At 45.7% G+C, this 23,467-nt stretch carries 22 protein-coding genes and 1 pseudogene; 17 read left to right on the top strand and 6 right to left on the bottom strand.

Translation table 11 applies throughout. The features are described from left to right. Positions 1 to 135, top strand: a pseudogene (locus AC06L3_RS07130) (IS1595 family transposase); the annotation flags it as partial. Positions 136 to 154: 19 nt separating this feature from the next. Then, on the top strand, positions 155 to 1,267 hold the full coding sequence (locus tag AC06L3_RS07125) for a dipeptidase (protein ID WP_475669929.1): 1,113 nt from the start codon (positions 155 to 157) through the stop codon (positions 1,265 to 1,267). Positions 1,268 to 1,328: 61 nt separating this feature from the next. On the opposite strand, the gene AC06L3_RS07120 is transcribed toward AC06L3_RS07125, so the two are convergent. From AC06L3_RS07120 to AC06L3_RS07110, 3 genes are read right to left on the bottom strand one after another with little or no spacing between them, the layout of a single operon-like run. Continuing rightward, positions 1,329 to 2,579 (bottom strand): CinA family nicotinamide mononucleotide deamidase-related protein, encoded by a 1,251-nt coding sequence (locus tag AC06L3_RS07120; protein ID WP_475669928.1) that lies wholly within the window; start codon positions 2,577 to 2,579, stop codon positions 1,329 to 1,331. Then, positions 2,576 to 3,616 (bottom strand): quinone-dependent dihydroorotate dehydrogenase, encoded by a 1,041-nt coding sequence (locus tag AC06L3_RS07115; RefSeq protein ID WP_475669927.1) that lies wholly within the window; start codon positions 3,614 to 3,616, stop codon positions 2,576 to 2,578. The genes AC06L3_RS07120 and AC06L3_RS07115 overlap by 4 nt, the downstream gene beginning before the upstream one ends. A 40-nt stretch (positions 3,617 to 3,656) precedes the next feature. Then, positions 3,657 to 4,142, bottom strand: a complete 486-nt coding sequence (locus AC06L3_RS07110) for a helix-turn-helix domain-containing protein (protein WP_475669926.1) — start codon at positions 4,140 to 4,142, stop codon at positions 3,657 to 3,659. A 493-nt stretch (positions 4,143 to 4,635) separates the two neighbouring features. Between AC06L3_RS07110 and AC06L3_RS07105 the strand changes: the two genes are divergently transcribed. Continuing rightward, positions 4,636 to 5,943, top strand: coding sequence for an S-adenosylmethionine:tRNA ribosyltransferase-isomerase (locus AC06L3_RS07105; RefSeq protein ID WP_475669925.1), 1,308 nt, complete (start codon positions 4,636 to 4,638; stop codon positions 5,941 to 5,943). Here AC06L3_RS07105 and AC06L3_RS07100 read toward each other — a convergent pair. The 3 genes from AC06L3_RS07100 to AC06L3_RS07090 form a co-directional block, all read right to left on the bottom strand. Next, positions 5,896 to 7,095, bottom strand: coding sequence for a 1-acyl-sn-glycerol-3-phosphate acyltransferase (locus AC06L3_RS07100; RefSeq protein WP_475669924.1), 1,200 nt, complete (start codon positions 7,093 to 7,095; stop codon positions 5,896 to 5,898). The two genes, AC06L3_RS07105 and AC06L3_RS07100, sit on opposite strands and share 48 nt — an antisense overlap. Before the next feature lie 145 nt (positions 7,096 to 7,240). After that, positions 7,241 to 8,086, bottom strand: coding sequence for a 3-hydroxybutyryl-CoA dehydrogenase (locus tag AC06L3_RS07095; RefSeq protein WP_475669923.1), 846 nt, complete (start codon positions 8,084 to 8,086; stop codon positions 7,241 to 7,243). Positions 8,087 to 8,121: 35 nt separating this feature from the next. Continuing rightward, on the bottom strand, positions 8,122 to 8,901 hold the full coding sequence (locus AC06L3_RS07090; protein ID WP_475669922.1) for a short-chain-enoyl-CoA hydratase: 780 nt from the start codon (positions 8,899 to 8,901) through the stop codon (positions 8,122 to 8,124). A gap of 178 nt (positions 8,902 to 9,079) precedes the next feature. Here AC06L3_RS07090 and AC06L3_RS07085 point away from each other — a divergent pair, with 178 nt between their 5' ends. The 14 genes from AC06L3_RS07085 to AC06L3_RS07020 all read left to right on the top strand — a co-directional run bounded on the left by AC06L3_RS07085 (position 9,080) and on the right by AC06L3_RS07020 (position 23,329). After that, on the top strand, positions 9,080 to 9,730 hold the full coding sequence (locus AC06L3_RS07085) for a CoA transferase subunit A (protein ID WP_475669921.1): 651 nt from the start codon (positions 9,080 to 9,082) through the stop codon (positions 9,728 to 9,730). Between the two features lie 36 nt (positions 9,731 to 9,766). Next, positions 9,767 to 10,156 carry a 3-aminobutyryl-CoA ammonia lyase gene (gene kal / locus AC06L3_RS07080; RefSeq protein WP_475669920.1) on the top strand — a complete coding sequence of 130 codons (390 nt, stop codon included), beginning with the start codon at positions 9,767 to 9,769 and terminating at the stop codon, positions 10,154 to 10,156. Positions 10,157 to 10,162: 6 nt separating this feature from the next. Next, entirely contained in the window at positions 10,163 to 10,990 is an 828-nt protein-coding gene (gene kce, locus AC06L3_RS07075; protein WP_475669919.1) for a 3-keto-5-aminohexanoate cleavage enzyme, read from the top strand. 69 nt (positions 10,991 to 11,059) lie between these two features. After that, positions 11,060 to 12,133: an L-erythro-3,5-diaminohexanoate dehydrogenase gene (gene kdd, locus AC06L3_RS07070; protein WP_475669918.1), complete on the top strand. Its 1,074-nt coding sequence runs from the start codon at positions 11,060 to 11,062 to the stop codon at positions 12,131 to 12,133. A gap of 5 nt (positions 12,134 to 12,138) precedes the next feature. Beyond that, positions 12,139 to 13,392, top strand: a complete 1,254-nt coding sequence (gene kamA, locus AC06L3_RS07065; RefSeq protein ID WP_475669917.1) for a lysine 2,3-aminomutase — start codon at positions 12,139 to 12,141, stop codon at positions 13,390 to 13,392. 12 nt (positions 13,393 to 13,404) lie between these two features. Next, entirely contained in the window at positions 13,405 to 14,427 is a 1,023-nt protein-coding gene (kamB, locus tag AC06L3_RS07060) for a lysine 5,6-aminomutase reactivase subunit KamB (protein WP_475669916.1), read from the top strand. Positions 14,428 to 14,429: 2 nt separating this feature from the next. Next, complete coding sequence (locus AC06L3_RS07055; RefSeq protein WP_475669915.1) at positions 14,430 to 15,833, top strand: MutS-related protein; 1,404 nt, start codon at positions 14,430 to 14,432, stop codon at positions 15,831 to 15,833. Between the two features lie 38 nt (positions 15,834 to 15,871). Then, positions 15,872 to 17,425: a lysine 5,6-aminomutase subunit alpha gene (gene kamD / locus AC06L3_RS07050; protein WP_475669914.1), complete on the top strand. Its 1,554-nt coding sequence runs from the start codon at positions 15,872 to 15,874 to the stop codon at positions 17,423 to 17,425. A 1-nt stretch (position 17,426) separates the two neighbouring features. After that, positions 17,427 to 18,215, top strand: a complete 789-nt coding sequence (kamE, locus tag AC06L3_RS07045; protein ID WP_475669913.1) for a lysine 5,6-aminomutase subunit beta — start codon at positions 17,427 to 17,429, stop codon at positions 18,213 to 18,215. Between the two features lie 24 nt (positions 18,216 to 18,239). Next, positions 18,240 to 18,899: a 3-oxoacid CoA-transferase subunit B gene (locus tag AC06L3_RS07040; protein ID WP_475669912.1), complete on the top strand. Its 660-nt coding sequence runs from the start codon at positions 18,240 to 18,242 to the stop codon at positions 18,897 to 18,899. A gap of 29 nt (positions 18,900 to 18,928) precedes the next feature. After that, positions 18,929 to 20,068, top strand: a complete 1,140-nt coding sequence (locus AC06L3_RS07035) for an acyl-CoA dehydrogenase (protein ID WP_475669911.1) — start codon at positions 18,929 to 18,931, stop codon at positions 20,066 to 20,068. A 12-nt stretch (positions 20,069 to 20,080) separates the two neighbouring features. Then, positions 20,081 to 20,860, top strand: coding sequence for an electron transfer flavoprotein subunit beta/FixA family protein (locus tag AC06L3_RS07030; RefSeq protein ID WP_475669910.1), 780 nt, complete (start codon positions 20,081 to 20,083; stop codon positions 20,858 to 20,860). Positions 20,861 to 20,880: 20 nt separating this feature from the next. Then, positions 20,881 to 21,888 (top strand): electron transfer flavoprotein subunit alpha/FixB family protein, encoded by a 1,008-nt coding sequence (locus tag AC06L3_RS07025; protein WP_475669909.1) that lies wholly within the window; start codon positions 20,881 to 20,883, stop codon positions 21,886 to 21,888. A gap of 82 nt (positions 21,889 to 21,970) precedes the next feature. Then, entirely contained in the window at positions 21,971 to 23,329 is a 1,359-nt protein-coding gene (locus tag AC06L3_RS07020) for a short-chain fatty acid transporter (RefSeq protein ID WP_475669908.1), read from the top strand. The last annotated feature ends 138 nt before the right edge of the window (positions 23,330 to 23,467 follow it).

The raw sequence follows: 23,467 nt of genomic DNA, 5'->3' as shown, positions 1-23,467 counted from the left end.
CCCGAATATCTGCAGAGCTATCTGAACGAGTTCTGCTACAAGTTCAACCGCCGATACTTCGGTGACGGGCTCTTTGACAGGATGCTGCTGGCTGGCGTGGCCTACAAAAACGAATTTAGGTACAACATTAAGTAATCATTTAAAATAATATACAATGACATCAAAAGAATTGCATAACAGGGCATTTGTCCTTGATTCTCACTGCGATACCCCTTCAAGAATATGGGAGGGATATCCTTACACAGAAAAGAATACAACCAATCACGTTGACTTTGACAAATTGTTCAAGGGCGGTGTGGATGCTTCATTCTTTGCCATTTACACTTCAAACCTTCTTGAACCGGATGCAGCAACAAGAAAGGCTTTGCAGCTTATTGCTGCTACATACGATGCTGTTTACAAATATCCCGGCAAGGCAGCAATCGCCCACAGCGTTCAGGAAGCCCGCGAACTGAAGGAGAGGGGAATGCTTGCCATTTTCCTTGGAATGGAGAACGGATTGCCTATCCAGAAGGACCTGAGCCTTCTCAGACTGTTCTACAGAATGGGAGTGAGGTATCTGACACTCACACATTCACGTAATAATGACATCTGTGATTCATGTACAGGAAAGACTCCAACCTGGCACGGCGTAAGTCCTTTCGGTGTTGAAGTGATCAAGGAAATGAACCGGTTGGGAATGATGGTTGACGTTTCACACATTTCAGACGAGTCTTTCTATGACTGCCTCAAATACTCAAAGGCACCTATTGTTGCAACACACAGCTGCTGCAGGGCGCTTGCGAACCGTCCAAGGAACATGACAGACCAGATGATAAAGGATCTTGCAGCAAAGGATGGCGTCATTCAGATCAATTTCTATCCTGCTTTCATAAGCGAGAAATATTATGAGGAATTCAGCAAGGTTTCCGATGAATTCGAGGAGAAGGAGACCGCTTTCAAGCAGAACACTCAGGATCCTGAAATCAGAAAGGCATTCTTTGATGTACGTGACAGGCTGTTTGCCATTCCAAGGCCAGGTGTAAAGGACCTTGTTGACCACATTGACCACGCTGTGTCACTGGTAGGCCCTGAGCATGTAGGATTAGGTTCAGACTACGATGGTATTGAGATTCCACCTAAGGGATTGGAGGATGTGACAAAAATGCCTGCAATTACAGCTGAACTCAAAAGAAGGGGTTATTCAGATTCTGCAATCACTGGTATTCTCGGTGGTAATTTCCTCCGCCTGTTCTCACAGGTTGAGCAGATTGCTCATACATTGTAGTATACTACAAGATAAATGCTATGAGCCCCGAAGGTTGAACAAAACCTCCGGGGTTTATATATTATTTGTCTGCCAGTATATTGAGCCTCAGGAAGTTGAGCGCGTGGGAGGCAAAACGGTTTATGTTAATGTCGCGTCTTCCGCTGAAGCGGAACATCTTTGAGACCGTGAAATTCTTACCTGAAACTCCAACCCATACCGTTCCGGCCGGTTTCTCTGCACTGCCACCTCCAGGTCCTGCAATACCCGATGTGGCAACAGCATAATCGGTTCCCAGGAGTTTCCTAACTCCTTCGGCCATTTCCTCAACTGTCTGGCTGCTTACGGCGCCGTAAGTGTCTATTGTGGATTTTCTGACTTTCAGAGTGTTTATTTTCACACTGTTATCGTAGGATACAACGCTGCCCCAGTAATACCTTGATGCTCCGGCTATCGAGGTGAATAATTCCGCTATTTTTCCTCCTGTACAGCTTTCCGCGGTGGCAACGGTGGCGTTCCTTTCAAGAAGAATGTCTCCAAGAACCTTCTGGAGAGAATCCTCGCCGTATCCGTAGATGGCATCACCGATGATATCCTTCAATTTCTCAATCTGCAGGTCTATGGCTTTCTCGCCATCCTCCTTGTTTGTGCCGTAAATGGAAATTCTGAGCCTTACGCCAAGGATGGAGTTCGGCAGGTAGGCAAGGTGCATGTTATCAGGAAGGTTGGTTTCCCAATCCTCTATCATGTCTGAAAGAGTTGATTCCGCTATGCCGAACGTGCATATTGTCCTGTGACATATAGTGGCAAGATTGAAATGCTCCTGAATTGATGCAAGTATTTGTGGCAGAGCGGTTTCTGTTTCAAATGGCACACCAGGCATGGAGAACATGAGGGCTCCGTTGAGCTGGAATTCCATGCAGGGTGCAGTGCCAACCTTGTTTACAATAACCTTGCAGGTGTCAGGAACCCTGGACTGGTCACGGTTGATTGCGGACATTTCAATGCCTCTTGCAGCCAGAATACGGCTGTTCACGGCAAATTGCTCCTCGTTGTTGATATATGACCGGGCTCCTGTGAGTCTGGCTATTGTAGTCTTGGTAATATCATCCTTGGTAGGGCCGAGGCCGCCTGTGATTATCACAACATTGCTTTTTGATGAGCATCTGTTCAAGGTTGATTCAATCTCCTCTGCGCTGTCTGATGTTGAAATCATTTCAACAACCTGAACGCCAATGGATTCCAGGGCCTTTGCAATCATTGATGAATTGGTGTCAACAATCTGGCCTATCAGAATCTCATCGCCTATTGTGCATATTGTTGCCGTTGTCATTTTTCCTTTGCTTTTTCAGATAAGTATTTGTTTATCCTCCTTACGAAAGAAGGACCATTATATATGAATCCGGAGTAAACCTGTACCAATGAGGCTCCTGCATCAAGCATGGCCTTTGCATCTTCAGGCTTCATGATTCCACCTGAAGCAATTATAGGAAGTATTCCGTTTGTTTTCTCATGAATGTATCTGACAACTTCCAGGCTGCGTTTGAACAGCGGTTTGCCGCTCAGACCGCCGTTGCCAATGCTCCTGACGTATTCAGGATTAGTTTCAAGATTCGCCCTGGATGTGGTTGTGTTCGTTGCCACAACACCGTCAAGACCGCTAAGAAGCACCAGATCAATGATTTCGTCCATCTGTGCAAAACTCAGATCGGGCGATATCTTCAGCAGTATAGGCCTGTAATCATCGTAATAGTTTCTCAGCGTAAGTAGTCTGTCAATGATCTTTGAAAGATTGCCGATGTCCTGCAATTTGGTGAGATCCTTCACATTAGGGCAGGACACATTGATTACAAAATAATCCACGAAGTCGTACAGAAGCGAGAAGGACCTTTCATAATCGTCTGCAGCGTTTTCATTTGCAACTGTGGCATTCTTGCTGAGATTCGCACCTATGATGCAGTCAGGCTTATGCTCCTTTATATATTGTACTGCATATTTGACTCCACGGTTGTTTATGCCCATCCTGTTTATTATGGCATTGTCTGATTCCAGTCTGAAACATCTCGGCCTTGGATTCCCGTCCTGTGGCAGAGGGGTGAGGGAGCCGATTTCAATGAAACTGAAGCCGAACGGAGCGAAAAGATTGTACAAATCGCCATTCTTGTCAAATCCAGCGGAGAGTCCTACCGGATTCTTGAATTTTATGCCAAAAACCTCACGCTCAAGAGCCTTGGACTTGTGATTGAAGAAAAACGACAGAGTTTTCATTCCGAGAGGAATGTAACTGAGAGCCTTGAGTGCATATATGCTGGCCTTATGTGCGCTTTCCGGGCTGAGAAGGAACAGCAGTGGTCTTATTAATCTGTACATTGCAAATGGTCATTATTGCTTTACGGTGCAAAAATAACCATTATTTCATTTCCTGATATGTTCCGTCTGAAAAGAGTATGATAATCCTGCTTATTCTCCGTTCCCTGGAGCAAGGCTCCTTTTGAATATTCTCGTCTGCCTTTTCAGTATTCTCTTCTTTTACAGCGATGGGGAAGTCATCATCGTCTTCCTGAGTCTCGATTTGAACATCGGCAGCTGCGGCAGGAACTTGTGCAGGAACCGGAACCGATGCAGGAGTAGGAGCAGGTGTCTGAACAGAAGCTGGGGTTGTTGGCGCCGTGCCAGGGAAGGCCATGTTCTTGAAGGCTTCGCCCTTGCCTGTGATGAACCATTCAGCATTTACGTAGGGGAAAAGTGTGATGAATTTTGATATGAAATCATAGCTTGGTTTGTTCCTGCCACCAAGGATATGTGATAGGGCTGAACGCTGTATTCCCATCATATCTGCAAGCCTTGCTGCGGATATGTTCTTGAGGTCTAAAAATTGCTGTAAACGGTCTTTCATTTTTGTAAAAGAGTATTGTTACATATATTAACGTAACTTTTGTATACAAATATAGAAAAAAGATTTCCAACTTGTTGAAATATTGGCGAAAATATATGGTACGCTATATGATATCGATGTTTGTATTATAGTGCTAATATATTGGATATTAGTAATTTGATTAAGCAAGATACATTGATTTGGCCATATTTCTTTCATTTTTATACTAGTTTTACATATACAGAGCTCGACAGTACTCATCCAGGACTTTAATTTAAAGATATTATGTATTTTAAAATCAGATATTTACATATAGCGTTGTTATAGATTATAACAATTGTTATAATTATGATTTGCAATTATGTTATTTTGTTTAATAATGTAATCAGAATACTGTGGTGCATGCTATTTTTATTGCAATTATGTCAATATTTATTGTTTACGTATGTATATTACATTTGTAAACAAAATCGTAGAATCAATCGGAAGCACTTATAGGTACATTTATATATCTTTGCAGAAAAAATTGATTGTGGAGCCTGAAATCAAGATATCTGATTATAGTTACGATTTGCCTGAAAACCGTATAGCAAAGTATCCCCTTCCTCAAAGGGACTCATCAAAACTGCTTGTCTATGAAGACGGCAAAGTTTCTCATTCCATATTTCACGATATATCAACTTTCCTTCCAGAGAACTCTCTTATGGTATACAACAATACCAAGGTGGTTCCTGCCAGATTGTTTTTCCGTAAGGATACCGGGGCGGTAATAGAAGTATTCTGCCTGGAGCCGGTGCTGCCTGCCGATTACGCACAGTCATTCGCTTCGGTTGGATCCTGCAGATGGAAAGCTGTATTAGGAAACTCAAAACGCTGGAAAGGTGGAAGAATCTCTTTGATATGCGATTATAATACTGAATTGAATAACGATATCAATAAAGCTCAAGCTCTCAATCTTCAGGCGGAGCTGATCAGTAAAGGTGATGCCATGGCCAATGTGGTTGAGTTTAGCTGGGAAGGTGTATATACCTTCTCCGAGGTGCTTGATATCTGTGGAAGAATACCTATCCCGCCGTACTTGAACAGGGAGACCGAGCAGTCAGACATTGAGCGGTATCAGACTCTTTATGCGCAGATAAAAGGCTCTGTTGCAGCACCTACCGCAGGATTGCATTTTACCGACAGGGTGTTTTCCGACATAAAGAACAAAGGAATAGAGGAAATGAGTGTGTGTCTTCATGTAGGTGCCGGCACTTTCATTCCTGTAAAGAGTGAGTATATATCCGGCCACAAGATGCATACCGAACCGATATCGGTTACCAGGGAACTGCTGGTGAAACTTCTGGAGTACAAGCGCAGGGGCCGGGTGATAGCTGTTGGCACTACTTCAACCAGGACACTGGAATCGCTGTATTACTTCGGTGTTCATTGCATAGAAAGAGGGGAGCCGGGTTCAGTGGAGCAATGGGAACCGTACTCTGAAAATGAGAATGTTGAGTGCGCAGATACTTGCACAGGAGGGCTTCTTCATGGTATCAGTGTCGAAGACTCCCTGAGTGCAATAATCGGCTACATGGATAGAAACGGAATTACGAGCATGAAGGCCCGTACAGGTATAATAATAGTCCCGGGTTACAAGTACAAGATTGTTGATGTGCTTATTACCAACTTCCACCAGCCTCAGAGCACACTTCTCCTGCTTATATCGGCCTTTGTGGGTGAAGAGCACTGGCGTGAGATCTACCGCTATGCTCTTGACAATGATTTCCGCTTCCTAAGCTATGGCGACAGCTCGCTGCTCTTTGGAAAGAACAGGGTTTGAATAGATCTTCAGGAAAATATCCTCCATCTCTGACCTTGCGTATTCAACGGCCTTGCCCTGCGCATCGGAAAGTGCTGCAAGACGGGCAGGCATATTGAGGGCGTCAAGACCTTTCCTCATGTATTCAAGGAACTTTTCCTTGTCTGCCTGTGTGTATTTCTTTGCGTATTTAGCTGTCTTGTTTACAATGTCATACGCAATATAATTGGTCTTATGGAAAAGGTAGTTGCTGATTATCTTGGAGTCCATTATATCCGCAAGATGCCTGAATCTTTCATTCTTGTCCATCCTGGCCGATTCCTGTATTTCCTCAAGCGTTACCGGCTCGTTGAATGTGACATTGATGTCTCCCTTGTTCTGGGTGATTCCGGTGAGTATGCTGATGAAATCCTCATTCTCCGCCTTGACATACTTCATCCTGCGTTTGATATAGGTCTCTGCTGTCTTGAAGAAGTCGCAGGATTCGTATTCATAGGAGATGGAGGTTGGCATTATATGCAGTTCTGAGAAGTCCTGAACGAAATCGGAAGTGCCGGACATGTCGAACATTTTCAGAAGGCCCTGTTCGGTGAGATCGTTTCCGTCCTTTGTGCGACCGTTCCTCTGGGCAATCCAGATGGAACTGATTCTGTTTGACACCTGCTGCCTGATATAGCCGCTGAGCAGTTTTGAGGCTGAATAGAGCTCCCTTGGTGAAATGTTCTTCCTGATCACTTTGATCATCTTGTTCGAACGGCAGAAGTCATCTATGAAAGGGGAGGAGATGAGATTGTCTCCCACGGCTATCTCTGTGGTTGGGATGTTGTTCTGGAAAAGTATCTTCTGGATGATTGCGGAATCAAGGACAATGTCCCTGTGGTTGCTTACAATCAGATATTTGTTTCCTGGTTTGAAGTTCTCAATTCCGCTGAAAGTCAGCTTGGAGGCTGTTTTTGCAAGCACCTGGTTGACAGCCTGGAACATGATGTTCTTCTGGAAGTCGAAGGTTGTCCTGCAGGATTTCACTATGTTTTTCAGAAATTCAGCGGGCTTTTCAGGGTACAGGTATCTGGAGATGTTTTCCAGTTTGGAGTCGTTGGCTATCTTCTCCATCGCCTGTGGAATAAGCTCGTCTGAATATGGTGCTATTTCGCTGTATATGTCTTGTTCCATCTGAATCAGAATTACTGGTTATATCAAGTGAAAAAATATTCCCTGCAAAAGTAGTAAAGATTCCAGAATAAAAAAAAGACCGGCTCCATGCGGGGCCGGTCCGTGTACATACTGGTATATAAATCAGTTGATTGTATATGCCGGATTATTTTCTGTAGTCATAGAATCCCACACCGGTCTTCCTTCCGAGAAGACCTGCGCGTACCATCTTTCTCAGGAGCGGATGTGGACGGTATTTGCTGTCACCGAACTCGGTGTAGAGAACTTCCATGATTGCAAGGCATACATCCAGACCGATGAGGTCACCGAGTGCGAGAGGACCCATAGGGTGGTTTGCACCGAGCTTCATTGCTGTATCAATCTCCTCTGCTGAAGCAACGCCGTCTGCAAGAATGCCGATACCCTCGTTTACAAGTGGAATGAGGATTCTGTTAACAACAAAACCAGGAGCCTCGTTCACGCTTACAGGTGTCTTTCCAATTTCGGTAGCTATCTCAACAACCTTTGCGTGTACTTCAGGAGCCGTGAGCTGTCCCTTGATAACCTCCACGAGCTTCATCATTGGAACCGGGTTGAAGAAGTGCATTCCAATAACGTTCTGAGGTCTTGTTGTGAATGAAGCAACCTCAGTGATTGACAATGAAGATGTGTTTGTTGCAAGAATGGCCTCCGGTTTGCAAATCTTGTCAAGAGTCTGGAAGATCTCCTTCTTGATAGCCATGTCCTCGGCAATAACCTCAATCACGAGATCTGCATTGTTGAGTTTCTCGTACTCCATCACGTCAACGATCCTTGCTCTGATGGCGTCCATCTGAGCCTGCTCCATCTTGCCTTTCTCAACCATTTTTGAGAGGCTCTTGTCAATATTCTTGTGAGCCTTTGCCAAAGAGGTTTCTGAACGACCTTTAAGAATTACATCGTGGCCTGCCTGAGCAAAAGCCTGGGCAATACCATTACCCATTGTACCTGTACCAACTACTGCTACTATCATAATCTGATTTTTTATAAATGTTTATGTGAATAATGTCAACAATCCTTGAATTCAGGGGCCCTTTTCTGAAGGAACGCACCCATTCCCTCCTTCTGGTCAGCTGTTGCAAAGCACAGACCGAAGAGGTTGGCCTCTATGGCAATTGCACTGTCAATATCTGTCTGCATGCCCCTGTTGATGGCTTCCTTTGCATATTTCACAGCGATGGATGCCTTTGAGGCTATCTTCCTTGCCATGGCTATTGCGGTATCCATAAGCTGCTCAGGCTCAACAACCTGGTTGACAAGACCTATTCTGAGCGCTTCCTGGGCATTGATTATGTCCGCAGTATAGATGAGCTCCTTGGCTTTTCCCATGCCAACGATTCTAGGGAGTCTCTGGGTTCCGCTGAAACCCGGGGTGATGCCCAGGCCGACTTCAGGCTGGCCGAATTTGGCTTTTGCGGATGCAATGCGGATATCGCAGCACATGCTGAGCTCACAGCCACCGCCGAGTGCAAAACCGTTCACGGCTGCAATGACAGGTTTCTCAAGCAGCTCTATCTTTCTGAAAACGGATGCTCCGTATTCGCCGAATGCCTTTCCTGCTGCAGCGTCCAGGATGCTCATCTGTGAGATGTCGGCACCTGCAACGAAAGCCTTGCCTTCTCCTGTGAGGACAACGGCCTTTATTTCCCTGTTGGCTGCTATTTCGTCAAAAATGGAGTCAAGTTCGCTCAGAACCTGTGAGTTGAGGGCATTGAGCGCCTGCGGATAGTTTATCTTAACTATTCCAATATTCTCAATCTGTTCAAAAATGATTTTTGTATATTCCATATCGAATGTTTTTGATATGCAAATTTACCAAAATGTTTTGAAAAAAGCCTTAAAAAAATCTTAAATTTTATAACATCAATGTTATTTGAATTGCCTATTATATTTTGTACCTTTGCAATAGTGAGAGATTGTATGCTCACTTTACAACGGAAATTAATCTATTAAAACAATTTTTATAATGGACAAAAAAATTTCTTTGCAGGATGCCATTGCTAAGGTAAAGGATGGCATGACCGTGATGGTTGGCGGTTTCTTGGCTGCCGGAAGTCCGATTTCAATTTTGGATGCTCTTGCTGAAAGCGGAGTTAAGGATCTTACACTCATTTGCAATGATACTGCTTACCCTGACGTTGCTCACGGAAAGCTTATCACCAACAAGCAGGTAAAGAAGGTTATCGTATCGCACGTTGGTACAAACCCTAATACAGGCGCTCAGATGAACAGCGGTGAGCTTCAGGTTGAATTCTGTCCGCAGGGAACATTGGCGGAGCGTATCAGGGCAGCCGGAGCAGGTCTTGGCGGAGTTCTCACCACAACAGGTCTTGGAACAATCGTTGCCGAGGGCAAGGAGACAGTAAAGGTAGACGGCAAGGAGTATCTTCTTGAGAAACCATTGCGCGCAGACATAGCGCTTATCGGTGCAACAGTGGCCGACGAGATAGGAAACCTCGTCTATGTTGGCACAACAAAGAACTTCAATCCTCTCATGGCTGCAGCAGCGGACGTTGTAATTGCAGAGGCTGAGAAGATTGTGAAGGTGGGCGATCTCGCACCTGAGACAGTTCATACACCTGCCATTTTCGTTGATTACCTGGTAGAGCGCAAATAATTAACTGATTATTAACATAACATTCAAACATACAATATGGCTATTAAATCTTTGATCAGAGTCAGAATGAGCTGCCACGATGCTCATTATGGCGGAAATTTGGTTGACGGAGCACACATGCTCAATCTTTTCGGTGATGTTGCAACAGAACTTCTCATCATCAACGATGGTGACGAGGGTCTTTTCAAGGCTTATGACAATGTAGAGTTCATAGCTCCTGTATATGCAGGTGACTACATTGAGGCTGTAGGTGAAATCACACACGTTGGCAATACATCAAGAAAGATGGTGTTCGAGGCAAGGAAAGTGATTGCTCCAAGGCCTGATGTATCTGATTCAGCAGCTGATGTTCTTGCAGAACCTATAGTTGTATGCAGAGCAAGCGGTACATGTGTTGTTCCAGCTAAATGCCAGAGAAAAAAATAATCTGATATGGAGAAACTTATAATCACAGCCGCCATTTGCGGTGCGGAAGTTACAAAGGCACAGAATCCTGCGGTTCCTTATACAGTTGAAGAGATTGCCGCTGAGGCAAAGGCTGCATACGATGCAGGTGCTGCCATTGTCCATCTCCATGTAAGATACGATGATGGTACTCCAACCCAGAACCACGAGCGTTTCCAGGAGTGCGAGAATGCCATCTACAAGCTCTGCCCTGATGTAATCCTCATTCCTTCTACAGGCGGTGCTGTTGGAATGACACCGGACGAGCGTCTGGATTCAACCAACACCAACCCTGTTCCTGAGATGGCTACATTGGATTGCGGAACCTGCAACTTCGGTGACGAAATCTTTGACAACACAATGCCAACAATGCGTGCATTCGGAAAGCGTATGCTTGAGAAAGGCATCAAACCTGAGTACGAGTGCTTTGAGATGGGTCATCTTGACACCATCCTCACAATGGCACGCAAGGGTGAGGTTCCAGGACATCCTATGCAGTTCAACTTTGTTCTCGGCGTTCCTGGATGTACTCCTGCTACAGTAGGAAACCTCCAGTGGCTGGTCAACAACATTCCTGCAGGTTCCACATGGACAGCAACAGGTATTGGAAGAAACGCTTTCACTCTTGCAGCTCCTGCAATTGCAATGGGCGGTAACGTAAGAGTAGGTTTCGAGGACAACCTGTACCTTGAAAGAGGTGTGCTTGCCAAATCAAACGGCGAGCTTGTTGCCAAAGTTGTAAGGATTGCCAAGGAAATGGGCAGGGGAATAGCTACACCTGCTGAGGCAAGAGCAATTCTCGGTTTGACAAAATAATTTCAGAGGGTCTTTTCAAGATCCTCTTGATTTGTATATGAAACAACAATAAACAATTAATAAAGTATTATGCAGAAACACGGAAACAAATTCGGAACACACCGCGTAATTGAACCAAAAGGTGTTCTTCCACAGCCAGCCAACAAGGTTGACAACAACATGGATGAGATTTGGGATAACGAAATCCTTATTGACGTTCAGACACTGAATATTGACTCAGCTTCTTTCACAGATATCCTCAACTATGCCAAGCAGCAGGCAGGCGAGGGCGCAAGCCAGGAGAAGATCATGGACGAGGTAAAGAAGGAGATGCTTTACAATGTTGAGCTCCAGGGCAAGCACCGTAACCGCAGAACAGGTTCAGGTGGTATGCTTCTTGGCAAGATCGAGAAGATCGGTGATGCTATCAAGGATAAGGTGGAGGTTAAGGAAGGTGACCGTATTGCTACATTGGTTTCTCTTTCACTTACTCCTCTCCGCATTGACGAGATTCTTGCAATCCGTCCAGAGGTTGACCAGGTTGACATCAAGGGTAAGGCTATTCTTTTCGAGAGCGGTATTTATGCAAAGATTCCTGAGGATCTTCCTGAGAAACTTGCTCTTTCAGCTCTCGACGTTGCAGGTGCTCCTGCTCAGACAGCAAAACTTTGCCAGTATGGCCAGAACGTTGTTATTCTTGGCGCAGGTGGAAAGAGCGGTATGCTCTGCTGCTACGAGGCTAAGAAGCGTGTAGGTGTTACAGGTAAGGTCATCGGTCTTGCAAACAGCCCTAAATCAACACAGCGTATCAAGGAGCTCGGCTTCTGCGATGTTGTAGAGAGCGTTAAGGGTATGACTCCTGCTGAGATTTATGAGTTGGTTTACAAGCTCACAAACGGCAAGATGGCAGACGTTACCATCAACTGTGTAAACGTTCCTGATCAGGAGATGACAGCTATCCTCTGCACAAAGGATGAGGGTACAGTTTACTTCTTCTCAATGGCTACATCATTCACAAAGGCATCTCTCGGTGCTGAGGGTATCGGTGCTGACGTTAACATGATAATGGGTAACGGTTATACCAAGGGTCACGCAGAGTTCACACTCCAGGAGCTCAGGGAGAGTGACAAGCTCAGAAAAATATTCACAGAACTTTACGCATAATTGCCATGAACGTATCAAGAAGAAAAATCCTGTTCCCAAACGTCACAGACGAGCAGTGGAACGATTGGAAATGGCAGGTTAGAAACCGTATCGAGACTCTTGACGAGTTGAAGAAATACGTGAAACTTACTCCTGAGGAGGAAGAGGGTGTAAAGAAATGCCTCTCAACTCTCAGAATGGCCATCACTCCTTATTATATAAGCTTGATCAATCCTGACGATCCATACGATCCAGTAAGAAGACAGTGCGTTCCTACAATCAACGAGACACATCAGGCAGCTGCCGATCTTCTTGACCCTCTTCACGAGGATGAGGATTCACCTGTTCCAGGACTTACACACAGATATCCTGACAGAGTGCTTCTCCTTATCACTGATATGTGCTCAATGTACTGCCGTCACTGCACCAGAAGAAGATTCGCAGGTCAGAAGGATGGTGATACAGCAGAGTCTAACATCGACAAGGCTATCGAATATATAAGGAATACTCCACAGGTAAGGGACGTCCTCCTTTCAGGCGGTGATGCCCTTATGGTATCGGATGAGCGTCTGGAGTCAATCATTTCACGTATCAGGGCTATCCCTCACGTAGAGATCATCAGACTCGGTTCAAGAACTCCTGTCGTTTGCCCTCAAAGAATCACTCCTGAGCTGGTTAACATGCTCAAGAAGTATCATCCATTCTGGTTGAACACTCACTTCAACCATCCTAACGAGGTTACAGAGGAGTCAGCTGCAGCATGCGCAAGACTTGCCGATGCAGGTATTCCACTCGGAAACCAGTCAGTTCTCCTCAGAGGCGTCAACGATTGCGTTTACGTAATGAAGAAACTCGTTCACGAGCTTGTCAAGATGCGTGTAAGACCTTATTATATATATCAGTGTGACCTTTCAATGGGTCTCGAGCACTTCAGAACACCTGTTTCAAAGGGTATAGAGATCATTGAGGGCCTCAGAGGTCATACATCAGGTTATGCTGTTCCTACATTCGTTGTTGATGCTCCTGGTGGAGGTGGAAAGACTCCTGTAATGCCTAATTACGTTATTTCACAGGCACCTGGAAAGGTTGTTCTCAGAAACTTCGAGGGCGTTATCACTACTTACACCGAGCCTGCAGAGTACACAAATGAGTGCCATTGCCAGTGGTGCGAGCAGAAGAAGAACGAAGAGGGTGTTGCTACTCTTCTCGAAGGCAACCAGATGTGCATTGAACCATCTTTCCTCAGCAGAAAAGAGCGTTCAAAGAACAGGAACAAATAGTTTGTAACGGAAATGCAGTATTCTTCTTTCATTCCTGAACTTCTGAAATACAGAAGTCTTTCCATAGTGGGACTTGAGAAGAATACCGGCAAGACCGAGTGCTTGAATTATATCCTTAAAAGGTTACCGCTGCATGAAATGAAGGTGGCGGTAACCTCGATAGGGATAGATGGTGAAACGGTTGATCAGGTTACCAGAACTGCAAAACCTGAAATATGGATAGGTGAGGGGGTGTATTTTTCAACGGCTCACAGGTTCTATGCAAGCAAAGGCCTGTATTCGGAGCTGGTTGATATAAGTGATGAAAGAAGTTCTTTGGGAGAGATAGTTACGGCAAAAGCTCTGTGTTCCGGTAAGGTGCTGCTGGCCGGTCCTTCCTCCGCTCCATCTCTGAGGAGGTGGATGGACAGAATGGACAGATTCAATGTGGATTTGAAAATCATTGACGGCGCACTTTCCAGACTCAGTCTGGCTTCTCCGGCCGTAAGCCAGGCAATGGTACTGGCTACAGGTGCTGCGTATTCAATCAATATGCAGACTCTTGTGAACAGAACCAAGTTTATCGTTGATCTGATAAACCTGGATTTGGCTGAAAATGAAATTGTCTCAAGGCTGTTGCCTGTTGATAACGGTCTTTGGGGCATTGATGAAGATGGAGTTCTGGAATGTATAAATTCAGTTTCTTCCATCAATATAAGTGAAAACGACCTTGCAAGACTTGAAAAGTCAAGGGTGATATATGTGGCTGGAGCATTGACGGAAAGACTTCTCAAGATTATTAAAGATTCAAAGGGGATATCAGGCAAGACTTTGATAGTGAGGGATTTCACAAAGTTCTTTGTAAATGAACAGACTTTTGCACTGCTTTTGAGAAAGTCTGTTGATGTAAGGGTCCTCCAGAAGAGCAAGCTGATTGCGGTTTGCGCAAATCCTGTGTCGCCTGCAGGTTATGTTCTGGATTCGGATGCCTTGTGTGAGAATTTACAGGCGGCAATTGGCTTGCCTGTATATGATATAGTGAAGAATGCGGATTGAATATGCTGTTCAAGGATTTGACAGATAGTCCGAGCGGACTTGGATATATTTACAGAGGCCTGGAACTTCATACCGCTCCAGGCAGGAAGGTGCTTCTGAACAGTATGATGTTCACACGCTCCTCCGATATCAGGAGCGAGCTGGAGAAAGTGGAGGCTTTCCACAGGGTTCTTGGCAGCAAGGTGGAGATAGAGCATTTGAAAGGCATTCTCTGCACTGTAAGGGATGTGTACGGTACCATACAGAGAATATCGGACGCATCGTCGGTGGATGATATAGAGTTGTTTGAAATAAAGGATTTGAGCTTTACCGCTGTCCAGCTTTCACAGGCATTGTCGAGTCTTGGAATCAACGCATTTCAGATTCCTGACATGACAGGTATCATAAGCATCCTTGATCCTGAGGGATTGAAACTCCGGAGCTTCTATATTTATGATGCTTATTCCAAGGAACTTGCCAAGCTCAGGGCTGAGATACGAAAGGGAGAGGATGTGAACGGTGCTGAAAGGCAGCTTGAACTTCTTGCAAGGGCAGACGAGGCCGAGAACAGGATAAGGTTTGCTCTTTCTGCAAGGTTGAAGCCTCTTGCACCGCGCATGAAGAAGACTCTGGACATGATAGGAAGCATTGACCTGGCCTTGGCAAAGGCTGAGCTCATGCAGAAATATTCTCTTGTGATTCCTGAGTTCTCCGAAGACGGGCACAGCACCTACAAAGGAATGTTCCATCCGCAGGTAGCGGATTCCATTGCTCAGAAAGGCTTGTCTTTCACAGCGATAGACATAGACTTCGGAAGGGGGGTGTCCTTGATCATAGGTGCCAACATGGGCGGAAAGACCGTTGTGCTCAAGATGCTTGCATTGTGCCAGCAGATGTGTCAGTTCGGTTTTCCGGTTCCTGCAGCCAGTGCGAGGATAGCTCTCAAGAACAATCTGTTCTTCTCAATAGGAGATGACCAGGACATTGAAAGGGGGCTTTCATCGTTTGCTGCGGAGATGCTTTCAATCAATGGCATCCTTGAGCATCTGGAGAATGAAAAGGAGCAGATTGACAGGGGAACCGGCAGGGGACTTGAAATTCTGGCGTCCGGGAACGGAACTCTGGCGCTGGTTGACGAGCCAGCAAGAACCACGAACCCTATTGAAGGAAAGGCTCTGGTTGAAGCGTTGGTGAAGATGCTTGGAGAGTATAATGTTGATGCAGTTATCACAACTCATTACAACATTGACTGCCAGGCGGAGGCGAGATGGAGGGTGAGCGGACTGCGTGATGGTAAAATGGACTACAGACTTGTTACCACAAGCACCAACGATATTCCGCACGAGGCTGTGATGGTTGCCAGAAGCCTGAACATAAATGAAAGGTGGATAGGACTGGCGCAGGAAATATTAAATGGGAAACAATAGAAATATAATAATAACAACAATTTAATTAACAATAATTTATGCAAAGTAAATTAGGACTGGATTTCAAAAAGGTTGAATATGCTAAAAGCATAGCTGCAAACATTGCAGGCTCCGTTCAATCTTTTGTTGAGGCCTATACAACAGTAGCTGTAGAGAGAACTCTGTGCAGACTTATGGGCATAGACGGAGTAGACGCAAATCAGGTTCCACTTCCAAACGTTGTGGTTGACCATCTTAACGAAAAGGGTGTTCTGAGCGACGGCGTTCTTTTCTACATTGCCAATGCAATGATAGCTACAGGAAAGAATCCTCAGGAGATTGCCGAGGCGGTTGCCGAAGGCAAGCTCGACCTTACAAAAGTTTCATGCACAGATGCAGGAAAGCTTCTCGAAGTGATCAAGCCTGTTGTTGACGCAAGCGTTGCCAAAATCAGGGCAAGAAGAGAGCGCAGGGAGAAATATCTTAATACAATTGGCGAGGGCTCGAAACCTTATCTTTACGTTATTGTTGCTACCGGTAACATATACGAGGACGTTGTTCAGGCAGAGGCTGCAGCCCGTCAGGGTGCGGATGTGATTGCCGTTATCAGAACAACCGGCCAGAGCCTTCTTGACTATGTTCCTTACGGAGCAACAACAGAAGGATTCGGTGGTACTTTCGCTACCCAGGAGAACTTCAGGATCATGAGAACCGCTCTTGACAAGGTAGGAGAGGAGCTTGGCAGATATATCAGACTCTGCAACTACTGCAGCGGTCTCTGTATGCCTGAAATCGCTATCATGGGTGCTTTCGAGGGTCTTGACGTAATGCTCAACGATGCTCTCTACGGAATTCTCTTCCGTGATATCAACATGCAGAGAACATTGGTTGACCAGTTCTTCTCAAGAGTGATCAACGGCTTTGCAGGCGTTATCATCAATACAGGTGAGGACAACTACCTTACAACAGCCGATGCATACGAAGAGGCACACACAGTCCTTGCATCAGACCTCATCAACGAGCAGCTTGCATTGCTCGCAGGTCTGAAGGAGGAGCAGATGGGACTCGGTCACGCATTCGAGATGGATCCTATGCTTGAGAACGGCTTCCTCTATGAACTTGCACAGGCTCAGATGACAAGGGAGATCTTCCCTAAGGCAACACTGAAATACATGCCTCCTACAAAGTTCATGACAGGAAACATCTTCAGAGGCCATATCCAGGACGCATTGTTCAACATGATAGGTATCTGGACAAACCAGGGTATTCAGCTTCTCGGTATGCCAACTGAGGCAATCCACACTCCGTTCATGTCAGACAGATTCCTTTCAATCGAGAATGCCAAGTATATCTTCGGCAACATGAAGTCAATAGGTGACGAGGTTGAGTTCAAGGAAGACGGTATTGTAAGGAACAGAGCAAAGCTCGTTCTCAACAATGCAACCGAACTTCTTGAGAAGATAGCAGGCGAGGGCTTGTTCAACGCACTTGAGAAGGGTATGTTCGCAGACGTCAAACGTCCGAAGAACGGTGGCAAGGGACTTGCAGGCGTATGCCAGAAGTCAGCAAATTATATGAATCCATTTATCAAAATAATGAAAGGAGCTAGATAGTATGAGCGCAGGTTTGTATTCAACTCAAGCGAAGGACTTTGACAAGACGCTTGATTTAACTAAAGTTAAGCCTTACGGCGATACCATGAATGATGGTAAGGTTCAGTTGTCATTCACACTTCCTGTTCCTTGCGGTGCAGAGGCTTGTGAAGCTGCAAAGCAACTGCTCAAGAAAATGGGTCTGGAGAATCCACAGGTTGTATTCTACAAGGAGCTCACACCTGGTTTCACATTCTTCAACTGCTATGGCAGCTCAACAGTGACTGTTGACTACTCCAATATCTATGTACCAAAGGTTGAGAGCAACACAATGGAAATGCCTGAGACAGACGAGTACATCAGGGAGCACATTGGCAGGAAGCTTGTTGTCATAGGAGCCAGCACAGGTACCGACGCACATACAGTTGGTATTGACGCCATCATGAACATGAAGGGCTATGCAGGTCACTACGGACTGGAGCGTTACGATATGATTGAGGCATACAACCTTGGCAGCCAGGTTCCTAACGAGGAATTCCTTGCAAAGGCAATCGAGCTCAAGGCAGATGCCATCCTTGTATCACAGACAGTTACACAGAAGGACGTTCATATCAAGAATATGACCGAACTCATTGAACTCATGGATGCCGAAGGGTTGCGCGACAAGATGATTGTTGTATGCGGCGGTCCTAGAATCACCCACGAGCTTGCTAAGGAACTCGGTTTCGATGCTGGTTTCGGAATGAACACATACGCGGACGACGTTGCTTCATTCATCTGCCAGGAGTATGTAAAACGTCATAACAAATAATCGAATCTTTTAAAACGTATAAATATGGACAAGAATCAGATTAAAGAGGTCATTGCCAAAAGGGCAGCTCTTGAACTTCACGATGGTGATGTGGTTAACTTGGGTATTGGTCTTCCAACCATGGTTCCTAATTATCTTCCAGAGGGTGTAAGCGTTACACTTCAGTCTGAGAACGGTATGATAGGCATGGGCCCTGCTCCTGAGGCAGGAAAGGAGGATCCTCATTTCATTAACGCCGGTGGTGGATTCATTACATATATGCCAGGCGCAATGACATTCGATTCAGCTACTTCATTCGGCATTATCAGAGGCGGTCACGTTAACGTAACCCTTCTCGGTGCTCTTGAGGTTGATGAGAAAGGTAATTTGGCCAACTGGATCATCCCTGGAAAGAAAGTTCCTGGAATGGGCGGTGCAATGGACCTTCTCGTTGGTGCCAACAAGGTTATCCTTACAATGGAGCATACAGCAAAAGGCGCTCCAAAGATTCTGAAAGAGTGCCGTCTTCCTCTTACAGCAGCCGGTCAGGTGAACATGATCATCACCGAGATGGGTGTTATGGAAATCACCAAGGAGGGCATAGTTCTTACAGAAATCAACCCTGAGTTCACAGTTGAGCAGGTTCAGGCTGCAACTGAGGCAACACTTATAATTTCAAAGGATCTCAAACCAATGGTTTTCTAAGGAAACACTAATTTTTTTACACATACATTATGAATTTTGAATTAACAAAAACACAGCAGCTTTTCAAGCAGATGATTAGAGAATTTGCTGAGAAAGAGGTTAAACCTCTGGCTGCAGAAGTTGATGAGCAGGAGAGATTCCCAATGGAGACTGTTCAGAAAATGGCTAAATTGGGTATTTTCGGAATTCCTATTCCAAAACAGTACGGCGGTGCCGGTGGCGATCAGATCATGTATACCATCGCAGTAGAGGAGCTTTCAAGATGCTGCGCTACTACAGGTGTTATCGTATCTGCACATACTTCACTCTGCTGCGCTCCTATTCTCGAGCATGGTACAGAGGAGCAGAAGATGAAATATCTGCCTAAGCTTGCCAGCGGTGAGTGGATCGGTGCTTTCGGTCTTACCGAGCCTAACGCAGGTACAGATGCTTCTGCACAGCAGACAACAGCTGTTCTTGATGGTGACGAGTATGTCCTCAACGGCAGCAAGATCTTCATCACCAATGCTGGTTATGCAGACGTATATGTAGTTGCTACAATGACAGATAAATCTCTTGGTAACAAGGGTATCACAACTTTCATCGTAGAGAAGGGAACTCCTGGTTTCTCAATCGGAAAGAAGGAGCAGAAGATGGGTATCCGCGGTAGTGCAACCTGCGAGCTTATTTTCGAGAACTGCCGTATTCCAAAAGAGAACCTTCTTGGCAGAATCGGCGGTGGCTTCAAGGTAGCTATGAAGACACTCGACGGTGGTAGAATCGGTATCGCTTCACAGGCTCTCGGTATTGCTCAGGGCGCTATGGATGAGACCGTTAAATATACAAAGGAAAGAAAACAGTTCGGCAAGTCAATCTCACAGTTCCAGAACACTGCATTCCAGATGGCAGAGCTCGAGACAAAGGTTCAGGCCGCAAGACTTCTCGTGCGTTCAGCTGCTTTCAAGGAGGATAAGGGCATGCCTTTCTCAGCAGACGCTGCCATGGCCAAGCTCTTTGCTGCTCAGACAGCTATGGAGGTTACCACAAAGGCTGTACAGTTCCACGGCGGTTATGGTTACACCAGAGAGTATCCAGTTGAGAGAATGATGCGTGACGCTAAGATCACCGAGATTTATGAAGGTACTTCAGAGGTACAGAGAATGGTTATTTCAGCTAAATTATTTAAGTAAAATCACAGAATTATGAATATAGTAGTTTGTATTAAACAGGTACCTGATACAACTGAAGTTAAGATCAACCCAGTTACCGGTACACTTATCAGAGACGGTGTTCCAAGCATTATCAACCCTGACGACAAGGGTGGCTTGGAGGTTGCTCTTCAGCTCAAAGACAAATACGGTGCTCACGTAACCGTTATCACAATGGGTCTTCCACAGGCAGACGCAGTCCTCAGAGAGGCTTTCGCAATGGGTGTTGACAAGGCTATCCTTCTTACAGACCGTAAATTGGGTGGTGCTGATACTCTTGCAACTTCAAACGCTCTTGCAGGTGCGCTCAGAACAATGGACGTTGACCTCATCATCACCGGCCGTCAGGCAATTGATGGTGATACCGCTCAGGTAGGCCCACAGATTGCAGAGCATCTTGGTCTTCCACAGGTATCATACGTAGTAGGTCTTGACGTTAAGGATGGCAAGTACATCGTTAAGAAAGAGACCGAGGAAGGTTATCAGATGCTTGAGGTTGAAGGCAAATGCGTTCTTACAACACTTGCTTCCGCTTTCAAACCAAGATACATGACCGTTGCCGGCATAGTTGACGCTTACGACAGGGAAGTTGAGATCTGGGGCGCTGACAAGATTGATGTTGATGCTTCAAAGATTGGTAAGGCTGGTTCTCCAACCAACGTTTACAAATCATTCACCAAGGAGTTGAAGCCTGCAGGTGAGAAGTTTGAGGTTGAGCCTGAGGAGGCAGTTGAACTCATAGTAGCAAAACTCAAAGAGAAACATATTATCTAACCGTCCAAATACTATTTGAAATGAATAAAGAAGAATATAAAAACGTATATGTATTTGCTGAGCAGAGGGAAGGTGAGATTCAGCCTGTAGCTCTTGAGTTGCTCGGCAAGGCAAGAGAACTTGCAGACGGCTATGGTGAGAAACTTGTTGCCATTCTTGCAGGCTACAAAGTAGCTGACAAAGCTCAGACACTCATTGCATACGGTGCAGACGAGGTTGTTCTCGTTGATGCTCCTGAACTCAAGGATTACATTACAGAGCAGTACGCTCAGGCAATACATCAGGTAATCGAGGCTTACAAGCCAAGAATCGTCCTCTATGGCGCAACAACCATTGGCCGTGACCTCGCTCCAAGGCTTTCTGCAAGAGTTAACACAGGTCTTACAGCAGACTGTACAAAGCTCGCGATTGCAGAGGAAGACAAGGAGTTCCTTATGACACGTCCTGCATTCGGCGGTAACATCATGGCTACCATCGTTATCAGAGAGCATCGCCCTCAGATGGCAACAGTACGTCCGGGCGTTATGCAGAAACTTGCAAAGGATGACAGCCGCAAGGGTGTTGTTCTCGAGTTCACTCCTAAGTTCGACGAAAGCAAGTTCAAAGTAAAACTCATCGAGACCGTTAAAGAGGCCAAGGACACTGTTGATATCACAGCTGCCAAGGTTCTTGTATCAGGTGGTAGAGGTGTTGGTAACACAGAGGGTTTTGCAAAACTTCAGAAACTCGCCGACGTTCTCGGTGGCCAGGTTTCTTCTTCAAGAGCAATGGTTGACGCTGGCGTTATGCCTCACGACCGTCAGGTTGGTCAGACAGGTAAGACCGTAAGACCTAACCTTTACCTTGCTTGCGGTATCTCAGGCGCTATCCAGCACCTTGCAGGTATGGAGGAGAGCGAACTTATCATTGCTATCAACAAGGATAAATTCGCACCTATCTTCAACGTTGCCGATCTTGGTATAGTAGGTGATCTCCATAAGATTGTTCCTATGCTTACCGAGCGTCTTGCAAAGGAGATTGAGAAATAATTGTTCGCAATCAATGCGCAAAGGGCGGATGTCGAAAGACTTCCGCCTTTTTTCAAGGAATATTACAATTAAATTACATATTATGTTTCAAAGACTTATAAAAGGTTGTGTAAAGCTGGTTCAGAGATATCTGCCTGAACCATTCATCTTTGCCATACTCATTACAATCGTGGCGTTCATCTGCGCCATGCCTATATGTCATCAGTCTCCTCTTGACGTTCTTTCAAACTGGGGCGGCGGTGTATGGCATCTCCTTGAATTTGCCATGCAGATGACTCTGGTCCTCGTTTGCGGAAGCGTTCTTGCAGACTCTGACCTCATCAAGAAATGGTTGCGCTCAATAGCATCCGTTCCAAAGACTCCTTTCCAGGCAATTGCCATAGTTACTCTGGTATCAACCATCGCCTGTTGGATAAACTGGGGATTCGGCCTCATAGTTGGAGTTATCTTTGCAAAACAGATTGCAATGGTGGTTAAGGGAGTGGACTACAGACTCCTGATAGCATCTGCATACAGCGGCTTTGTAGTATGGCACAGCGGTCTTTCAGCATCCATTCCACTGGCGATGGCAACAGAAGGGGAGGCCCTTGTGAAAACCACCGCAGGTTCAATCCAGCATGCCATTCCAATCAGCGAGAGCGTCTTCTCCTTATACAACCTGGCGATAGTCATAACCATTCTTGTTGTAATGACCCTTGTGAATGCCCTTATGCATCCAAAGGGCAAGGATGTGGTTACGATAGATCCAGCATTGCTCGCCGAGGAGGCAAAACCAAAGATGCTTGAGACAGATGTTCCAACTCCTGCCCAGAAGCTTGAGAGAAGCAAAATCCTTACCTGGCTTACAGCTGTAATGGGACTTGGCTTCCTTGTACTGAGAATCGGTTTCCAGGGCGGTTCGTTCGATTTGAACATGACCATAATGCTCTTCCTCTTCCTTGGTATTCTTCTTCACAAGACACCTATTGCATACGTAAGATCACTTACCAAGTCTTCGAGCGCAGCAGCCGGAATCATTCTTCAGTTCCCGTTCTATGCAGGTATCATGGGTATTCTTACAGGTACCGCAGGTGGTGATGGTGCATCGCTTGCAGGAAAATTGAGCGATGCTTGTGTGGCAATCTCAAATGAGCAGACATTCCCGTTGCTGAGTTTCCTCAGCGCAGCAATACTTAACATGTTCGTACCATCAGGTGGCGGTCACTGGGTAGTTCAGGCGCCTATTCTTATTCCGGCCGGTATCGAGCTCGGTGTTGCACCATCAGTTACCGGTATGTCAATTGCCTGGGGTGATGCGTGGACAAACCTCATTCAGCCGTTCTGGGCCATTCCGGCACTTGCAATTGCAAAGCTCGGTGCGCGCGACATCATGGGCTTCTGCCTCATAGACCTGTTCGTTACCGGTATCATAATAATGCTCGGATTGCTGTTTCTGGTATAAGATTATCGGGCAAGCTTGTTGCGGCATTCGTGCCTCCACCAGTTTGGATGCGTCCGGCAGTTCATCTGAAAAACTTTGCCTTTCCCGGGCAAAGCTTTTTCATATTCCACTGCCTGCCGCTTCATTTGGCCATGATTT

The sequence above is a fragment of the Candidatus Egerieousia sp. genome, from assembly GCF_056211015.1.
The sequence above is the reverse complement of the archived record's forward strand: the minus strand, read 5'-3'. Positions and strand labels throughout refer to the sequence as shown.